At 39.2% G+C, this 17,457-nt stretch carries 22 protein-coding genes, 1 tRNA gene and 1 riboswitch; of the genes, 16 read left to right on the top strand and 7 right to left on the bottom strand.

Features of this window, described 5'->3' with window-relative positions; translation table 11 throughout:
* Positions 1 to 156 precede the first annotated feature (156 nt).
* Positions 157 to 258: riboswitch (purine riboswitch) on the top strand.
* 80 nt (positions 259 to 338) lie between these two features.
* From EEI45_RS09840 to EEI45_RS00365, 3 genes are read left to right on the top strand one after another with little or no spacing between them, the layout of a single operon-like run.
* Entirely contained in the window at positions 339 to 1,055 is a 717-nt protein-coding gene (locus EEI45_RS09840; RefSeq protein ID WP_267128128.1) for an NCS2 family permease, read from the top strand.
* Positions 1,055 to 1,714, top strand: a complete 660-nt coding sequence (locus EEI45_RS09835; RefSeq protein WP_267128127.1) for an NCS2 family permease — start codon at positions 1,055 to 1,057, stop codon at positions 1,712 to 1,714. Before EEI45_RS09840 ends, EEI45_RS09835 begins: the two co-directional genes overlap by 1 nt.
* A 33-nt stretch (positions 1,715 to 1,747) precedes the next feature.
* Complete coding sequence (locus EEI45_RS00365; RefSeq protein WP_125163696.1) at positions 1,748 to 2,323, top strand: phosphoribosyltransferase family protein; 576 nt, start codon at positions 1,748 to 1,750, stop codon at positions 2,321 to 2,323.
* Between the two features lie 10 nt (positions 2,324 to 2,333).
* On the opposite strand, the gene EEI45_RS00360 is transcribed toward EEI45_RS00365, so the two are convergent.
* Positions 2,334 to 2,876, bottom strand: coding sequence for a hypothetical protein (locus EEI45_RS00360; protein WP_125163695.1), 543 nt, complete (start codon positions 2,874 to 2,876; stop codon positions 2,334 to 2,336).
* 119 nt (positions 2,877 to 2,995) lie between these two features.
* On the opposite strand from EEI45_RS00360, the gene EEI45_RS00355 reads away from it, so the two are divergent.
* Entirely contained in the window at positions 2,996 to 3,562 is a 567-nt protein-coding gene (locus tag EEI45_RS00355; RefSeq protein ID WP_228410618.1) for an SIMPL domain-containing protein, read from the top strand.
* Positions 3,563 to 3,733: 171 nt separating this feature from the next.
* On the opposite strand, the gene EEI45_RS00350 is transcribed toward EEI45_RS00355, so the two are convergent.
* On the bottom strand, positions 3,734 to 4,552 hold the full coding sequence (locus EEI45_RS00350) for a MerR family transcriptional regulator (protein ID WP_125163694.1): 819 nt from the start codon (positions 4,550 to 4,552) through the stop codon (positions 3,734 to 3,736).
* An 80-nt stretch (positions 4,553 to 4,632) separates the two neighbouring features.
* On the opposite strand from EEI45_RS00350, the gene EEI45_RS00345 reads away from it, so the two are divergent.
* The 7 genes from EEI45_RS00345 (at position 4,633) to EEI45_RS00320 (ending at position 10,097) form a co-directional block, all read left to right on the top strand.
* Positions 4,633 to 5,664 carry an NAD(P)H-dependent amine dehydrogenase family protein gene (locus tag EEI45_RS00345; protein WP_125163693.1) on the top strand — a complete coding sequence of 344 codons (1,032 nt, stop codon included), beginning with the start codon at positions 4,633 to 4,635 and terminating at the stop codon, positions 5,662 to 5,664.
* A gap of 118 nt (positions 5,665 to 5,782) precedes the next feature.
* Entirely contained in the window at positions 5,783 to 6,454 is a 672-nt protein-coding gene (sdaAB, locus tag EEI45_RS00340; RefSeq protein WP_125163692.1) for an L-serine ammonia-lyase, iron-sulfur-dependent subunit beta, read from the top strand.
* An 8-nt stretch (positions 6,455 to 6,462) separates the two neighbouring features.
* A complete protein-coding gene (gene sdaAA / locus EEI45_RS00335; RefSeq protein ID WP_125163691.1) occupies positions 6,463 to 7,341 on the top strand; it encodes an L-serine ammonia-lyase, iron-sulfur-dependent, subunit alpha in 879 nt (292 codons plus the stop codon).
* 106 nt (positions 7,342 to 7,447) lie between these two features.
* Positions 7,448 to 8,203: an AIM24 family protein gene (locus EEI45_RS00330; RefSeq protein ID WP_125163690.1), complete on the top strand. Its 756-nt coding sequence runs from the start codon at positions 7,448 to 7,450 to the stop codon at positions 8,201 to 8,203.
* Between the two features lie 106 nt (positions 8,204 to 8,309).
* Positions 8,310 to 8,483 carry a hypothetical protein gene (locus EEI45_RS08770; RefSeq protein WP_228410403.1) on the top strand — a complete coding sequence of 58 codons (174 nt, stop codon included), beginning with the start codon at positions 8,310 to 8,312 and terminating at the stop codon, positions 8,481 to 8,483.
* On the top strand, positions 8,462 to 9,739 hold the full coding sequence (locus tag EEI45_RS00325; RefSeq protein WP_228410402.1) for a GNAT family N-acetyltransferase: 1,278 nt from the start codon (positions 8,462 to 8,464) through the stop codon (positions 9,737 to 9,739). Before EEI45_RS08770 ends, EEI45_RS00325 begins: the two co-directional genes overlap by 22 nt.
* A 4-nt stretch (positions 9,740 to 9,743) precedes the next feature.
* Positions 9,744 to 10,097 carry a response regulator gene (locus EEI45_RS00320; protein ID WP_125164889.1) on the top strand — a complete coding sequence of 118 codons (354 nt, stop codon included), beginning with the start codon at positions 9,744 to 9,746 and terminating at the stop codon, positions 10,095 to 10,097.
* On the opposite strand, the gene EEI45_RS00315 is transcribed toward EEI45_RS00320, so the two are convergent.
* From EEI45_RS00315 to EEI45_RS00300, 4 genes are all read right to left on the bottom strand, one after another.
* A complete protein-coding gene (locus EEI45_RS00315; RefSeq protein ID WP_125163689.1) occupies positions 10,094 to 11,029 on the bottom strand; it encodes a ketopantoate reductase family protein in 936 nt (311 codons plus the stop codon). The two genes, EEI45_RS00320 and EEI45_RS00315, sit on opposite strands and share 4 nt — an antisense overlap.
* A 108-nt stretch (positions 11,030 to 11,137) precedes the next feature.
* Positions 11,138 to 11,956, bottom strand: coding sequence for an AraC family transcriptional regulator (locus EEI45_RS00310; RefSeq protein ID WP_125163688.1), 819 nt, complete (start codon positions 11,954 to 11,956; stop codon positions 11,138 to 11,140).
* Between the two features lie 242 nt (positions 11,957 to 12,198).
* Positions 12,199 to 13,230, bottom strand: a complete 1,032-nt coding sequence (locus tag EEI45_RS00305; RefSeq protein ID WP_125163687.1) for a M42 family metallopeptidase — start codon at positions 13,228 to 13,230, stop codon at positions 12,199 to 12,201.
* Positions 13,231 to 13,316: 86 nt separating this feature from the next.
* Positions 13,317 to 13,808, bottom strand: a complete 492-nt coding sequence (locus EEI45_RS00300) for a hypothetical protein (protein WP_228410401.1) — start codon at positions 13,806 to 13,808, stop codon at positions 13,317 to 13,319.
* A 104-nt stretch (positions 13,809 to 13,912) separates the two neighbouring features.
* Between EEI45_RS00300 and EEI45_RS00295 the strand changes: the two genes are divergently transcribed.
* Both EEI45_RS00295 and EEI45_RS00290 read left to right on the top strand, forming a co-directional pair.
* Positions 13,913 to 14,095, top strand: a complete 183-nt coding sequence (locus EEI45_RS00295) for a hypothetical protein (RefSeq protein ID WP_125163686.1) — start codon at positions 13,913 to 13,915, stop codon at positions 14,093 to 14,095.
* Between the two features lie 81 nt (positions 14,096 to 14,176).
* Entirely contained in the window at positions 14,177 to 14,902 is a 726-nt protein-coding gene (locus EEI45_RS00290; protein WP_125163685.1) for a Type 1 glutamine amidotransferase-like domain-containing protein, read from the top strand.
* An 89-nt stretch (positions 14,903 to 14,991) separates the two neighbouring features.
* Here EEI45_RS00290 and EEI45_RS00285 read toward each other — a convergent pair.
* Positions 14,992 to 15,067 (bottom strand) — tRNA-Lys (locus tag EEI45_RS00285).
* Positions 15,068 to 15,193: 126 nt separating this feature from the next.
* On the opposite strand from EEI45_RS00285, the gene EEI45_RS00280 reads away from it, so the two are divergent.
* From EEI45_RS00280 to EEI45_RS08765, 3 genes are all read left to right on the top strand, one after another.
* On the top strand, positions 15,194 to 16,072 hold the full coding sequence (locus EEI45_RS00280) for an NAD(P)/FAD-dependent oxidoreductase (protein WP_125163684.1): 879 nt from the start codon (positions 15,194 to 15,196) through the stop codon (positions 16,070 to 16,072).
* The gene (locus EEI45_RS00275; RefSeq protein ID WP_125163683.1) at positions 16,069 to 16,836 is read left to right on the top strand and encodes an HAD-IIB family hydrolase; all 768 of its coding nucleotides are present in this window, start codon (positions 16,069 to 16,071) and stop codon (positions 16,834 to 16,836) included. Before EEI45_RS00280 ends, EEI45_RS00275 begins: the two co-directional genes overlap by 4 nt.
* An 80-nt stretch (positions 16,837 to 16,916) precedes the next feature.
* Positions 16,917 to 17,456: a hypothetical protein gene (locus tag EEI45_RS08765; RefSeq protein WP_228410400.1), complete on the top strand. Its 540-nt coding sequence runs from the start codon at positions 16,917 to 16,919 to the stop codon at positions 17,454 to 17,456.
* Position 17,457 lies beyond the last annotated feature (1 nt).

The following is a 17,457-nucleotide window of genomic DNA, read 5'->3' as shown; positions in this document are numbered from 1 at the left end:
CACTCGAAAGAGTGAGTTTTTTTATGCGACAGAATCATCCCAAACGATAAGATGCTACACAATAATCTCATAATGAAGATTTGATATCGTTTTCAATAACTTTTAGACAATCAATAGCAGTTATCAAGGCTTGCATGTTGCACCGGACCATGGTAGTCTTAAGGTATGAAAAAACTCCATATATTTCTGGTAATAGGGTCCGGAAGTTTCTACTTACATCCCGTAAAGATGTAAACTATGGCAAAAGAGCCTTATCTTCATGATAGGATATTTTCACGTCTCTTTCTGCCACATATAATGGCAGTTTTTTTATATATTGAGGAAGAGGAGGACATTACGTGAAAAATATTCTCAATAAGTATTTTGGGATTGAAGAAGCAGGTTCGACAATCAAACGTGAATTTGCGGGAGGGTTAACGGCATTTCTTTCAATGTCATACGTTATTTTCGTTAATCCAATTATTTTAGGGCAAGCAGGAATGCCGAAGGATGCGGTCTTTATTGCAACCATTATTTCCTCGGCAATTGCAATGTTAATTATGGGGCTTTATGCGAAGTTTCCACTAGGCCTTGCACCATGTATGTCGATGAATGCGTTCTTTGCTTTTAGTGTTGTCATGCAAATGGGGATTTCATGGCAAACAGCTTTGGCTTCGGTGCTTGCATCATCAATTTTATTCATTATTCTTGCTGCTTCAGGCGTTCGATCGAAGATTATTAAATCGATTCCATTAACCATTAAGCAAGCAGGAACGGTGGGCCTCGGTATTTTTATTGCTTTTGTAAGTTTTAAAAACTCAGGGATTATTGTACCCGATCCAGGTATGTTTATTACTTTTGGTGGTTTTGATAATCCAAATGTTATTATTGCATTTGTAGGGATTATTACGGCTGCGTTTTTCTTGGTTCGTGGCAATCAATATGCTGTATTTCTCGGTATGGTTGGTGCAGCGGTTTGTGGCTTGTTGATGCGTTTAGGGGTAAATATGGGCGTATTATCAATGGCACCAGATGTAGTTGCGACGTTACCCAATTGCCAGCAGGAAGCCCTATAGTGTTCCCTATAGAACCAATTCAAACAATGGTTCATGAAACCATGTTTGTAGCGGTGAAAGAATTACCGAACTTATTGAATCCACAAGCGATTATTGTAGTTTTAACGTTCTTATTCTTAGACTTCTTTGGAACTGCAACAACATTATCCGCTGCGGCATCACAAATTCCACATATTCCACAAGAAGAATTTGAAAACAACAATCGTATTTATATGGCCGATGCCCTTGGAACATTTGTAGGTTCACTTTTTGGAACATCAAATCTTTCAACGTATATTGAATCAGTATCGGGAATTATTAATGGTGGACGAACAGGACTTATGGCAGTTGTTACGGCAGTGCTCTTCTTGTTATCCATGTTCTTCTATCCTTTATTATCGCTTGTAACGCCAGCTGTCACAACACCAGCTATGGTTGTGATTGGGATCTTTATGATGCAAAACATTACAAATATCGAATGGCACTCAGGATTTGAAAACATTATTCCTGCCTTCTTAACAATCGTGATGATGCCTCTAACGGGATCAATTGCTTTAGGGTTAACTTTAGGATTTATTTCCTATGAAATGTGTATGGTTTTTGCGGGACGTGGTAAAGAGCTTCCTAAGATTATGCACTTTATTACCCTGATTTCAATAGCATATATTTGTACGTTGTAGTATAATACTAAGTAAAATTGAAAGAAGGTACCCATGAAATTACTCGAAGAAATAATACAAGAAAAAGGTAAAGTTAAATCTGAAGAAATTGTGGATGTGAGTTCATTTTTGAATGCTCAAGTAGATCCTAAAGTTATGGAAGCTTTAGGAAAAGACTTCGCAGATTTCTATGCAGATTATGACTTTGATTTGTTTGTAACAGTTGAGACATCAGGAATTGCGCCCAGTGTTTTCGCAGCGTTGTATGCAAACAAACCGCTAATCATTATCAAAAAAAGTTTAACTGAAAAAGATGACCCTAAGTTTATCCAACAATCATGTTTTTCATTCACAAAGAAAAACGGTTATCACTTAACCGTACCGAAACATCTTATTGAAGGAAAACGTGTTATTCTTCTCGATGATTTCCTTGCGAAAGGAAGTGTTGTTCATAATGTAGATAAACTTCTAAGCCAAGCGGATGCATCGCTTGTCGCAACCGGTATTTGTATTTCAAAGAATTTTCAACCGGGTTATCAAATGCTCGTAGATGAAGGACACGACCTATATTGTCAAGCACAAATCGAATCCATCGATGTGGATTCAGGGAAGATTACCTTTAAATCATAAAAAAACAACGTTAATCAACGTTGTTTTCTTTTTCATCAAGCGGTTCATCCACTGTAATATCATTGAGATGAATTGTGGGATGCTCTTCCGTTTGTGGTTCATTAGCAATTGCTTCGTCTTGTTTTGCCTCAAATTGTTCTTGTTTGAGTGCATCATTTTTAGCTTTTTCTGCGCGTTTTGCTTTTCGTTTTGATTTCCAGACTAAATCTAAGATTAATCCAATAAGATTCGAGCTAAACATCACAATAATCCATATAAATAGACCATTGAATGCAATTGCATTGCCACCAGAACGAGCTACCGAGAACGCAATTGCCCAAAATGATGCAAGCATTCCAAGGATAAAAAATACAATACTTACCCAAGATCCAATATTTATAATAAAAAATGCATAGACGGATACGACAAGTGCGAGAACGACTTCATTTAATAAGAGATCCATTTGGAATGGAACTCTAAAAACGAAAAAGGTCATCACAACAAAGGTAATTAGGGTAATCGCAAGCATTACCAGACTCACAATGAGTTTTTGTTTCAGATTAAATTTTTTCATGGTTGACTCCTTTATTAAAATATAGCACATTTTACTTTTATTTCACCTATTATACTGTATCATTAGAGAGAGAGGTGATTGATATGAGTAGTAAATTAACGATTTAAGGATCGGGCAGTATCTATGTAACACCAGATATGATGCGTTTTAGCTATGAATTAGTACAAGATGATTCGTCGTACGCAAGTTCGTTTGATGCATTAAAAAAACAATATGAAAATATTGTGAAGGCCTTTAAGCGCGTAGAGTTTAATACCAGTTTGATTAAAACGTCAGGGATCGAGGTTTCCATCCTCCAACCCACCGAAAATCAACCCAAATTATTCCGATGTGTGCAACGCCTTGTTTTTGAAGATAGTATTAATCTTACGAAGATGTCGGAGTTGTTAGATCATTTAAGAACCAGTGATGACTTTAATTTCAGTCTTTCGTATTTCTTAAAAGATTCAACCAAAGCAGATAATGATGCCTTGATTCTCGCGATTAATCAAGCTACCGATAAAGCGAAATTGATTGCGGATACTTCAGGGATCCGATTGGGTCATATTTGTAATATGGAGTACGTGAATCATGCTACTGCAAGACCAATGCATCGTATGGCCAGTGCGGATATGATGGGTTTCACGATGACTGCAAATGACTTAGCCGTGACACAATCCATTGTCATGAGTTGGGAAATTAAGTAATATTTAACGTACTTAATATCGAAGAACTGGTTTAATGAAACCACAACGTTTCATCACAATCCAAAATTTCCGTTTATCACTTAATAATGAAAACGGAAATTTTTTTTATGAATTTGAAAAAACATAAACCGTTCGAGCGTAACGATAGGGGATCAAAGTACCCATACATTTTTAGATATCAAGTAATATAGGGACTTGAAGTCGAATAAACATATCACGACGACCGGAATTGGTATTGGGCATTTCGTAGAGTACTTCACAAATATAATCCCCATTAATGACAAGGTTTTGCGCATTGATGAGTTGATGAAAGGCATGCATTGCTTCTATTTCATCCTCAAAAGATTGACAGAAAAAGACGGCATAATCCCCCTGTGGGAGGCTGTCGTTAGCTTGAGCTGGATCATCGACAAAGACAAAAAGTTCTTTCGAGTCAAAGTGTTGCCGGTTAAAGTTTTCCTTGGACATAATGGAACCGACTCGATTAAAAAGGGTTTTCGATTTTAGATGATGTTTAAAGTCGCGCAACGCATATTCATAGGCATCAATCGACATTTCGTAAATATTTTGTGTAATGGGATAACGGTAGATATGGCGTGCATGAAACGAGCTGATTTCCATCCAGTGCTTATCCATATTTTGTGTATACAAGTTGGTGGTTTCCATAAAATGATGGATTGACTGAATTTGATGGATAATCGATCGATGTTCATCGAGAAGTTGTTCTTCTTTTAATTTAAGGGAAGCCTTCAAAGACTCAAGGCTGATTTTTTGTTTTAGAATGTCATGAATCTCCATGAGATTAAAGTCTAATCGTTTAAGAAACTGAATCATATCCAACGTTGCAGACTGTTCAATCGTATAGTAGCGATAATGCGTTTCTGGATCAATCGAAGCCGGTTTGAGAAGACCGATTTCATCATAATACCGTAATGTTTGAATGGAAACATCATTCAAACGGGCAATTTCCCCGATTCTTAATTTTTGCATAAACCCTCCTTGACTCTCACCTTACTATAGAGATTATACTATAGTTGTGAAATATATATCAAGAAATAGGAGGCTTGGATATGAAACACGAAAAGGTACGCGTTATACAATATGGCTGTGGTAAAATTGCCGAAGTGATTGTTCGTAATTTAGTTGATCACGGTGCAGAAATCGTGGGAGCGATTGATGCGAATCCGAAATTAGTAGGGGTGGATGTCGGTGACTTTGCGAATTTGGGACGTAAAACCGGTGTACTGATTTCCGATGATGCTGATAAGGTATTATCAGAATGTGATGCAGATGTTGCGATCGTGACAGTATTTAGTTATATGAACGATATGTACTCAATTTTTGAAACATGCGCAATTCATGGTGTAAACGTCATTACGACTTGTGAAGAAGCAATTTATCCATGGACCACCGCACCATCAGAAACTAATCGCCTTGATCGTCTTGCGAAAGATTACAATGTTACCATTACGGGAAGTGGTATGCAAGATATCTATTGGATTAACATGCCGTGTCTTGTTGCAGGCGGTGTGAATCGTATTGAGAAGATGTATGGAACGGCTAGCTATAATGTAGAAGATTATGGACTTGCACTGGCGGAAGCACACGGTGCTGGTTATGATCTTGAGACGTTTGAAAAAGAAATTGCGCAAGCAGAAAGTTTGCCAAGCTATATGTGGAATGCAGGCGAGGGCATCTGCGCAAAAATGGGATGGACCATTAAGGCCATTTCACAAAAAAATGTTCCGTATGTTTTAGATCATGCAATTTATTCAGAAACATTAGGACGTGAAATTCCAGCGGGGGATGCGATTGGTATGTCAGCGGTCACCACAATCCTTACACATCAAGGCCCAGAACTGGAAGTTCAATGTATTGGGAAGGTTTACGGTGAGAATGATGGGGATCTCTGTGAATGGAAGATTGTCGGAGACCCAGATGTAGTATTCTCAGTCGAAAAACCGGATACGGTAGCACATACGTGTGCAACGGTTGTAAACCGTATACCACAAGTGCTCGATGCACCAGCAGGATTTATCACGGCCGAAAAACTTGAGCAAATTCATTACCTCACGTATCCAATCGATCACTACGATTTCTAAGAACAATAAGCAAAGAAACACTTTGGTTTGCCCTTTTGAACTAAAGTGTTTTTCTTATGTTTTAAGATGTTGTGATACGTAGTGAAAATCGTTATAATGTGCGTAAGGAGGGTCCATCATGAGTAGTCAAGATTTTAAGTCTGTTTTTGATATTATTGGACCAGTTATGGCCGGACCCAGCAGTTCTCATACTGCTGGAGCAGCGCGGATTGGAAAGATAGCTCGCAGTATTTTTGGAGAATGTCCAGAGCGAGCCAATATTTATTTATATGAATCGTTTGCGAAAACGTATAAGGGACATGGGACCAATGTTGCGTTAGCGGGCGGTCTTTTGGGGATGGATCCCGATGATACGCGCTTGCATGAATCCCTTCTCATTGCACAAGAAGAAGGGATGAAGGTGACCTTTATTCCTTTAGTGGATAAGGTGGATCATCCCAATACTACAAAAATTGTAATGCATAAAGCGGGGCGTAAATGTACAGTCGTAGGAATATCGATTGGTGGCGGAAATGTAAAGATTACCGAGATCAATGGTACGAAAGTGGAAATCGATGGGGGTGTCCCAACAATTCTTATTTTTCATGAGGATTGTCCTGGGATGATTGCGAAGGTCGCAACCATTCTCAGTGAGATGCACATTAATATTGGTTCCATGAAAGTGGATCGTGAGGAAAAAGGAAAAAAAGCGTATATGGGGATTGAACTGGATCAAGATGCTTTGGAAACATCACTGGATCGCTTACGATGTGTGGAGAATATTTGTGAAGTTCTCTACATTGCGAAATAGGAGATATTATGTTTAAATCTATCCAAGAATTAGTTGATACTGCTACAGAGCGTGGAAGTTTATCTGAAACAATTATTGAATTTGAAATGAAGCGTTCCGAAGAATCCCGCGATGTCATCGTTCAACGTATGGGTTCACAACTGGATGTTATGAAACGAACCATTGAGCAGGGGAAACGCGGTGTAAAATCGACCACGGGTCTAACGGGTGGTGATGCAACCAAGATTTCAAAATATTTAAGTCATGGTGAAACGATTTGTGGACCGACGGTGATGACTGCGGTTCAAAATGCAGTCGGAACGAACGAAGTGAATGCTGCGATGGGTATCATTTGCGCAACGCCAACGGCGGGGAGTGCCGGTGTTGTGCCGGGAGTATTATCTGCAATTTCAGAACGTTATCATCTTACACGCGAACAAGAAATTAATTTCTTGTTTGTAGCGGGAGGTTTTGGTTTGGTGGTCGCGAATAATGCGTCCATTGCAGGTGCTACAGGGGGTTGTCAAGCTGAAATTGGCAGCGCCAGTGCGATGGCAAGTGCTGCGGTTGTGGATGTATTAGGGGGAACACCAAAGATGTGCGCCCATGCTTTTGCGATGACAATCAAAAATATGTTGGGTCTAATTTGTGATCCTGTCGCAGGCCTTGTGGAAGTGCCGTGTGTTAAACGAAATGCTTTGGGTGCGTCACAAGCTTTAGTATCCGCCGATATGGCGCTTGCCGGTGTAAAGAGTGCCTTGACACCGGATACGGTGGTAGAAGCAATGTATAAAGTAGGGAAAGAACTTCCGCGTAAATTCCGAGAAACCGGTGAAGGGGGTCTTGCGGATACAATTGAAGGAAGAGCCCTTGCGGAAGCAATATTTGGAAACGAAAAGACTGAATAATCAGTCTTTTTTTTCATTGAGCACAAAAATTGAGCGGTTTAGGTCGTTTAAACACTTTCTCGCTATAAAATTTGGTAGGATAGCCTTATATTATAAGGAGAAGATAATGATTCAAATTAAAAATTTACAGGATAACAGTAATATTGTGGAAGTTGCTTCCATGGGTTGTTTTAAAGTATTGGAATACCAAAAGGATTTAAGTGTGAGTGCCGAAAATGCGATTGCTGCATATTATGCATCCGAGATGAATATTCGTAAGCGTCAAGTCTATGTTCAACTGGAAAATCAAGCCGTAACGGTTAGTGCTGGTGCGATGCAATGGTCTGCCGGTGATGTGAAGATGGGTGCAGATGTGAAAGGTGTTGGGGATTTTATTGGAAAAGCAATCAAAGGTTCTGTAACGAAAGAATCTGCTGCGAAACCGCGATACTCCGGAACGGGATATTTGATGTTAGAACCGACATATAAACACATTCTGCTTGAACGTGTTGAAGATTGGGGAAAAATTGTGCTTGAAGATGGTTTATTCCTTGCCTGCGATTCAGATATCAAACAAAAAGTTGTTTCTCGTGGGAATTTATCATCCGCAATGATGGGTGGAGAAGGTCTTTTTAACCTTGCACTCGAAGGTCATGGTGTTGCGGTTTTGGAAAGCCCAGTCCCTCGTGAAGAACTGATTGTAGTGGAACTTCAAGACGATGAAATTCGAATTGATGGAACCTTTGCGATTGCATGGTCTGGATCCTTGGATTTCCGTGTCGAAAAATCTACCAAAAGTTTAATGGGTTCTGCCGTTTCAGGCGAAGGATTTGTGAATGTGTATCGTGGTACAGGTAAAGTATTGCTTGCGCCGATTGCCTAAAAGAGTCACTGACTCTTTTTTTGTATCCTTTGAGTCCCTTTTAATAACAGATGCTACCTAAAAACCTATCATTATGATATATTTTCTTTAGAAAAGAGGTGAAGTGATGAATTGGCATAAACAAAGTCTAAATATAGCGATTGAACCTACACAGGAAAAGGATTTAAAGAACCTCCAGCAGTTATGGGCTGACCCTGAAATAATGCATCATGTTGGCTTTGAGTCGGGATTGTTGTTGGATGATGAAGCCATGCAACGATGGTCCAACAGATTCATTTAAATCACAATTCAGTTCATTTTAGTGTATATCAAAACCATGACTATGTCGGGGAACTCTTCTATCGGGTCGTTGATACTTATGCGCAACTTGATATTAAACTGTACAATCGTTTTCATGTGGGTGGTTACGCATTAAGTTGGCTCATTCATGAAGTGTTTAAAAAGACATCATGTACCCATGTATATGTTGATCCAAGTCCACAAAATCATCGTGCCATTCACCTCTATCAGTCTTTGGGGTTTATTGCGGTGGATCCACCCGAAGGGTATCGTCCAAGTCAATGGGTGCTTGCCCTTACTCGAAAACAGTTTAAACCGAAACAAAGTTTTATTGAATCGAAACTTCAGCTAAGACCGTTTCGCCATACAGATTTACCGCGTATTTGGGAGTTGTCAGCGAAAGAGCCGCATTATGCGTGGTGTGATTTGGATGCACCTTATTTTGAGGAATACCAACAAAAGTCTTTACGTGAATTTCTTGAGAACGAAGCACCTTTCTACCTCAACAATCCCCGCACCCGGGTAATCTTATATGATGATGTGATTATTGGTCGGACTTCCTTGTACTGGCAAGATCAACGTACGCGTTGGATGAATAGTGGTTTTGATCTTTTTGATGAATCTTTTTGGTCTAAAGGAATTGGGACCGTAGTAATGAAACTATTAATTCATGAAGCGTTTTTATTTTATGAAATCGAACGCATTGGATTTGTGACATGGTCTGGAAATATCGGGATGCAGCGTATTGGTGACAAATTGGGTATGAACCGCGAAGCAGTGATAAAAAAAGCCCGCTATTATCAAGGTGTTTACTATGATTCGGTATCCTATGGAATAACTCGATCACAATGGAAGTTAAGGCATCATGAACGGTATCAGACATATGTGTGGCCCGCACATCAAAGCCTTGAATGCATAACAAAAATTCAAGCGTGCTTTCCAACGCATACATTGAGTGAAACACAGCGTTTCATTACAATCGCATCGTCCCAATCAATCCTAGGTTATTTAGCTTACAATTTTGAGTGTGAGACCCAAATGATGATACAGTGCTTCGAAAGCCTTGAAAGTGTGCGTGACGATTTATTGATAAAAATAATGATTGATTGCGCAGAACAGATTGCAATATACCATCAAATTCCTTATATTATTATTGAATCCACGATCGATAGGGCCCTTGATGGGTTTAAAACGATCAACATTAACGATAAACGCTTTCAAATTAAAACGACGCATCACAATGAATCAAGGAGTTAATGAAATGTATACAATCACAATCATAAGTCATCATGATATTCCCAACCTACTCGATTGTTTTGATCCGACATGGTGTGTGAAGACTATCCATACGTTTCCACTTCAATCAGAGGATACGGATTGCTTCCTCGTGGATATAGATTATTGTGATCACGATGGTGCAGCCCTCATCCCATGGCTTAAGGAAAATTATCACAAACCTATTGTCAGCGTAACAACACGGTACCGTCCGAAGCGAACGCTCGAACTTTTAGTCCAAGGGGCGCAAGACTATATTGTTGAGCCGTACAATTGTGAGGTGATCCTTGAGCGTATCACCACGTTAATTAATGAGTATAAAAAAAGAAAACACATCTAACGATGTGTTTTCTTTACGCCTTCTTTAGCATGAATCATATGTGTAATCGCCAAACATACCGGTGTCGCAATTCCGTGTTTTGCACCTAAACGGGCAATTGCTCCATTCAGATAATCAATCTCTGTTTTACGCCCTGCTGCCATATCTTGGTAGAGGGAGGGGTAATGATTGCCGGCTTTTTGTGGATCGTAGACGGCTTCAATTTTAGCGACTAAAGCATCCTTATCCAAAAGAATCCCTTCAGCATTGGCAACCGCAATGACTTCATCCACAACTAAGTCAGTAAGAATACGATTGTTTTCATAATGACCGTATTCCGCTACGTTGCAATCGATTAAGGTACAATATGTATTGAGTACGGAGTTTAATGCAACTTTATTCCAGATTGATTGTTTCACATCATCGCTGTAAACAACATTAAGTCCAGCTTGGTTTAAGGTCTCAAGGAGTGTTTTATTAAAGGGTGATTGGGTTTGATGAACTTGTTGGAGTTCAATAGCACCGGACCCAACTGCATCAACAATTCCAGGGCCACCAAGACCTGAAGTCCATACGGTTACCCCTAAAAAGATATTTTCTTGAGGAACATATCGTTCAATAACCTCAACATTTCCCAATCCATTCAATAAACAGATTACGCGTGTGTTGTCGGTAATGACGTGTTTGATGTCTTGCATCATAGCATCAAGATGCATCGCTTTGGTAAAGACAAAGACAAGATCAAAGGTTCCTTCGACTTGACTTGGTGAAACCGCTGGAATCTGAACAAAGCCTTCATCGACGCCATCAATAATCATCTTGAGTCCGTGTTCATTGATTGCATCACGATGTGCTTGCCATCCATCCGCAAAAACAATTTCATTACCACTACGGTGCAATAGGGCACCAAAGCGCGCACCCATGGCACCCGCACCTGCAAATAATATTTTCATTACAATTTCCTCTTACTTTCACAAGTATTGTAACATCATCTTAGAAAATATGAGAAAGACGTGCACATAAAAAGCAGCCGACGGACTCAGCTGCTTTTTAAATAAGGACTAGACGACAGTTTTCTCCACATGTGAAGGAGGATAGCCAAATAAATGCTTAAATATTTTGGTAAAATAAGAAGTTGAATTATAGCCACAGGCTTTAGCAACCTCGCCCACACGTAGGTTTGACTCGCTTAAGAGTTCATAAGCATAATGACACCGTACCTCATTGAGGTAGCTGTTGATTGTCGTATCGGTCTCTTCTTTAAAAAGACGACAGTAATAAAACTTACTGATTCCAATATCACGACAAATTTGATCAAGTGTAAGTTCCTCTTTATAATTTTTATGCATATACTGAATGCCTTGTTTTACGATATCAATTTTTGAATGTTTGCGATCAGTATGAACGGGAACGCGTGGTTGATATTTAACCAGCATGTCAAAGAGGGAATAGGTTAAAGGATTTAGAGATGATGTTTCATCACTAAGACTCGCATCGTACTCAAGCGAAATTACATGTAAAATGGCTACAAGTTCTTGCCTAAGTGAGAGTGTTTCAAACTGTTTATGTTCCAAATCCAGATTAAAATTTTCCGGATAACGATGATCAATGATATAACGATCAAGTGTTATGCCTTCTGTTTTTGGTACAATTCGTCGTGTTTGCCCAGGATTTATAAAGACGACCGTGTCTTTCATTGCGGTAAAGACCTCATCTTCAATATCAATCTCACACAGACCGGTTTTGACTAAAATAATTTCAAAGTCATTATGCCAATAAAAGGCATTGGTTGCAGTTGAAAGATCAAATTCGCAATGTTCCACAATTAATGGCGAATCTGCACGACTAAAACTATAATGTTCGAAATATAGATTATTCATACCCTAGCACCCCTAAACAATTCTTTATATATCATTATCTTATATTTTCAGTATAGACTTGCTTTTATTAAGTGTCAAGTAAACGCTTACAAATTTCAGAGTGTTCACAATAAATGCGTAGTATATTATCTATATTAGCGGTAAATTGGCTTATTTTGTCCTTTATTGGATTCATTTCACAAATTAAACATCTCTTAAAAAGATAGAAATCTTGCTTAAAAAAACCAAATCAAAGGATTTGGTTAAAATGTTGAGGTGAGGTAGGCAATTCCAAGGTCGATGGTCGCTTGAATGGCTTCTTCATGTGTCCGTTCAAAGCTGTGTGATGCATCAACGCCGGGACCAATCAGTCCTGCTTTAAAATCATATCCTGTACGTAATGCAGCCGAAGCATCGGAGCCATAGTAAGGATAGATATCAATCTTATAAGGAATTTTGTTTTGTGAAGCAAGGGCAACAAGACGTTTGCGAAGGTCATAATCATAAGGACCACTACTATCTTTCGCACAGATTGTCACTGAAAATTCGTCTGATGTTTGACCTTGTCCAGGTGCAGCCATATCGACTGCGATGAATTCAAATGTTTTTTCGGGAATTGCGGCACTTGATCCATGTCCAACCTCTTCAAATGTAGAGATAAAGAAATTGGTTGTGTAGGTTGGTTTTGTTTTTGTGGATACAAAATGTTCAGCCATACCAAATAAAGCAATGACACACGCCTTATCATCCAGGTGACGGGATTTGATAAAGCCGCTCTCAGTTACTTGACAACGTGGATCTAAATGAACATAGTCTCCAACATTAATGCCTAAAGCAATAACATCATCATATGTTTTAACTTTTTCATCGATACGAACTTCTAAGTTCTTTTGAGTCCGCTCTGTTGTGGATGTCAGTGATCCGTGTACATGAGAGGATGCGACATTTGTAAGAATTGTTCCAGAATAAAAACGGCCCGACAGCGTTTCAATTGCGACATGTTCGCCTTCAATCGTTGCCCATGCATAACCACCTAATTGGGGAAGACGAAGTTTACCATCGGATGTAATCTCTTTAACAAGACATCCCAAGGTATCTACATGTGCGGATAACGTAACTTCTTTATCGGTACAGTCACCCTCTAATGTGGCAATCAGTGCACATTTAACGGTTCGATAAGTTTTAAGGCCTAATGATTGGAAGCGTTTCTCACAGAATAATACAGCTTCTTCAGTATTTCCAGTAGGACTTTTAATGTTTAAAAGTATTTCTAAATCATGGATTAGATGTTTCATAAGTGTCTCCTTTATATTACAAGTATTATGCCATAGATGATGTTTTAAGCATAGGTTATCCATAAAAAAAGAGCATAAACTACGCTCTAAATTACAAATCCAATAATCATGACTGTTGTTTCTTGACTGGGATCAAAATATTCATACCGTTCCAAAACAACTTTAGGTTGACGTTCTGCTTCAATGACATTTGCTTGTTTTAAATGATTCCAAGCGAAATCAACAAGTGGTGTTTCAAAGAGTTCACCATTGCGTGTTGACCCCTCAATAAAGACGTTCACAAGGACGCCATTCGGTAAATCATAACACTCATAAGATTTTGGTACCGGTGCATCACGTTTAAAAATTTGTCCAATCCAATATGCATCATCTTCCGCAATAAGACCAATGGGTGAGGCATAATGTGGTGCACACTCTTTCATAACATCCTCAAATAAATCAGCTTCAAACCATGTCTTCCATTGATTTTGATACATACCATTTTCCTGATCTGCTTCTGTATAGCGTTTGCCAATTAATTTTAAGGAATGATGTACAATTTCATTTTCCAACTCAACAACCTTCAACATACGTTCCATCTCCAATCTCTTTATATTATCATACGCTACATAAAGCAGACCTTCAATTATTATTTTTGGTTTTGAGATGAGAGTGTTATAATGTATGGAGGAGTGTGATCGCTATGAAAGATTCAAAAAAAATCATGATTTGGTCGGTAGAAATTATCGTATGTGCAATCTTTTTTATGATTTTCGACTTGGAAGTAAAGATTACGGGAATCGTTGTAATTTTATTTGTATTTATAATGTTGAATGAACACTTTCTTTATGGGTTATTGGGTCTAAAAGATAAAGATCACAAATAGCGTTGTGGGTTGAGTGGCATTTTAAATTTCTTGTGTTTTAAGCAATCTTGTGTTAATCTCATATATCAAAGAGGTGATTTTATGGGAACAATCGTAACAATTGGTGGGGGCACCGATGTATTTGGAAGTGCACCCGCGATCGAAAAGGAATTAATCGCAATGACCGGAAAGAAGGAGCCACGCGTGCTTGTGTTACCGACTGCGAGCTCAGATCGTGTTGAATATATCGAGGCGCTCACGCAACGATTTGAAGCGCTTGGGTGTGTTGTAGACGTTTTAAAACTTGTGTCGGAGTCTCCATCTCAAGCTGTCATTCAGTATAAATTATTAAATACCGATTTAATTTATGTTGGTGGTGGGGATACTCGTATGATGATTAAAGTATGGCGTCAACGGGGTGTTGATCATGTGTTAAAAGATGCGTATCACCGTGGAATTATCCTCGCAGGTCTTAGTGCAGGGTCCAATTGCTGGTACCAATACAGTCATAGTGATTCAGAGTCCTTTGATAATAAGGAAGATTGGAAGTTCATCATGACATCAGGTCTTGGTTTTATTCAAGCAGTTCATGTACCAAACTATAATGAGCCAGGTCGTGAGACATTTGATGCATTTTATAAAGCGTATCCATCTGTACCAGGGATTGCGTTGGAGAATGGGGTTGCGATGATTTACGAAGGATCGAAAGCACATATTTTTAAAGAACATAATCACTGTAAAGCGTATGTTTTGACGCATGTTGATGGTACGATTCAAAAGCATGAAATTCATGAAGATGACGTCTTGGAAATTGAATTGAATCTTTAAAAAATAAACAGTTGGTGTTTCGTTTGGAACCGCCAACTGTTTTTGCTTGAACATAAAAAAACCACTCGAAAGTGGTGTAATAAACTCAATGGTGCTCCGTCACGGGCTCGAACCGTGGACCCACTGATTAAGAGTCAGTTGCTCTACCGACTGAGCTAACGGAGCGTTTGCCTTTATATTATAACGCTATGATTTTTAAATTCAATAAAAACTTTAATTTTTTTCAAAAACATCAAACTTGAATGCGAAAATCATATATCATATAATTGAAAGAGTTTGAAGGAGATATCTATGAAAGAAACGGATGCATTAATAATTGGCAAGGGACCTGCGGGGATTCAAGCTGCCGTATATCTTAAACGTGGGAATGTAAACACAACGGTTATTGGTAAAGATTTAGGCGCAAGTGAAACGGCACGGGATGTGGATAATTTCTACGGATTCACCTCAATTGGTGGTGTTGAATTGGTTCAACGTGGGATTGATCAAGCCATTGAGTTGGGCATTGAAGTTGTGACGGATGAAGTGTTGTCCATTGGTTTTGATGGAGCAACTTATGTTGTTGAAACGATTCATGAAACGTATAAAGCCATCAGTGTGTTGTTAGCGACGGGGTCTCATCGAAACATTCCAAGAATTCGAAAAATCCGTAATTATAATGGACGTGGTGTTTCATATTGTGCAGTATGCGATGCATTTTTCTATCGCGGTAAAACGGTTGCCGTGGTTGGAAGTGCTGAGTATGCAGCTCATGAAGCAGCGGAACTTGTAGAGGTAGCATCGAAAGTCTATGTATTGACCAATGGTGAGCCAATCACAGGAACTTTTGATGACCGTTGTATTATTCTCGAAGAAAAAGTAAAGACCGTGGTTGGTGAGGAAAAGGTTTCGGGCGTGGAAATGGAATCAGGTATCTTAGAATTGGATGGTATCTTTGTTGCCATTGGTTCTGCTACCAGCACCGATCTCGCAAATAAATTAGGTCTAGGTGTTGAAAATGGTCGGATTCTTGTTAATGAGAATATGGAAACGAATATGCCAGGGTTGTATGCCGCAGGAGATTGTACGTTTGGGGTCCAACAAATTGCGAAAGCTGTAGGGGATGGTTGTATTGCCGGGATGAACATGATCAGTTATATCCGTCGGATTAAACGGGGTTTGACGACGTGATTCAGATTTTCGCATCGGATTATGACGGCACGCTCTTTCGAAATTCAACGGTAAGTCACGACGATCTTGAGGCCATTAGGACATTTCGAGCATTGGGAAATAAGTTTGGAATTGTCACAGGCCGTACGATTCATTCCATTCAGACTGAGATTGAAGCCTACAATATTCCGGTTGATTTTATTGTCGGGATTAATGGGGGTGTCGTGTTAACCCATGATCACCAAGAAATTTTTATCAGTGATTTAGATCAATCTGTGGTGGATGCCATGATTGATGATTTTAAAGCCTTTGAGGTTTCTTTCTATGGGGTCAATGATGGGTACCGGTTAAGTCGCGTTGTGTTGGATGCATCCGCCCATTCTATGGTCCCCAATATCCCGCTTACCGATTTAGATGTTTTAAAACAAGAACGTGGTGTTCAGGCATTGTATGTTGTGACATCATCACCAAGGCAAGCCTTAGCACTTACCAATCATATTAATCAACATTATGGTGCGTTGCATGTTGAGGCGAGTCAGAATGTTTGTGCTGTGGATATTGGAGCTCACGGGATTTCAAAAGCAACCGGACTTCAAAAGATAATCGATTACTATGACTACAAAGGGCCCATCTACACGATGGGGGATAGTTATAATGATGTTCCAATGCTTAAAGCATTTCAGGGGTTTGTAATTTCTACGGGAGAAGCCTTGGTAAAAGAAATGGGTGTAGCACATTATTCTAGCGTTGGTGACGCACTCTCCACACTTTTTAATAAAAAATAGCGAAACAAGCATGATTGCTTGTTTTTTCTATGTTTAAAGCGATAAAAACTGTTATTATAAAGGACGAAGAGGGGAATTCTATGAAGATTTATAAGAGGTTTCAGATGCTTCTTGGCTTTATTGTGTTTTTGGCCGGAGCAATTCTAGCTTTAGGTGCATGTTTTTATTTCCTCGCACCAGGAAAACTTGAAATATCAATTCAAATGCATGGATTGGGACTGATGCTGATGATCTTAGGATTTATGATCAGCGGTGAATTAACCAAACTTGGTCAAAAATATGAAATTTGTATGTGCATTCCAGGACAAATTTTACTTGCGTTAGCGTCTTTATCCGTAATTATGTGGATTTTATCCTATCCTGTTTTGCGTGTTTTTGATCTCTATTACATCTATATGGGACTGGTTATTGTCTGGAGTATTGGACTGGGGATTTTAAGTTGGTGGCGTTGGCCAGGAAAGTGTGTTCGTCCTAAACGACCTGTTAAACAACAAACACATTTTACTGAAGAACAAGCATTTCGTAATGCCCTTGAAACCCAGTCATATCAAACGATGTGTCAGATTTCAAAAATTCTTGATGTGCAACGGGGGGGGGTGAGGACCAAGCACAGCTTGTGAA

The sequence above is a fragment of the Erysipelothrix piscisicarius genome, from assembly GCF_003931795.1.
Classification (GTDB): domain Bacteria; phylum Bacillota_I; class Bacilli_A; order Erysipelotrichales; family Erysipelotrichaceae; genus Erysipelothrix; species Erysipelothrix piscisicarius.
The sequence above is the reverse complement of the archived record's forward strand: the minus strand, read 5'-3'. Positions and strand labels throughout refer to the sequence as shown.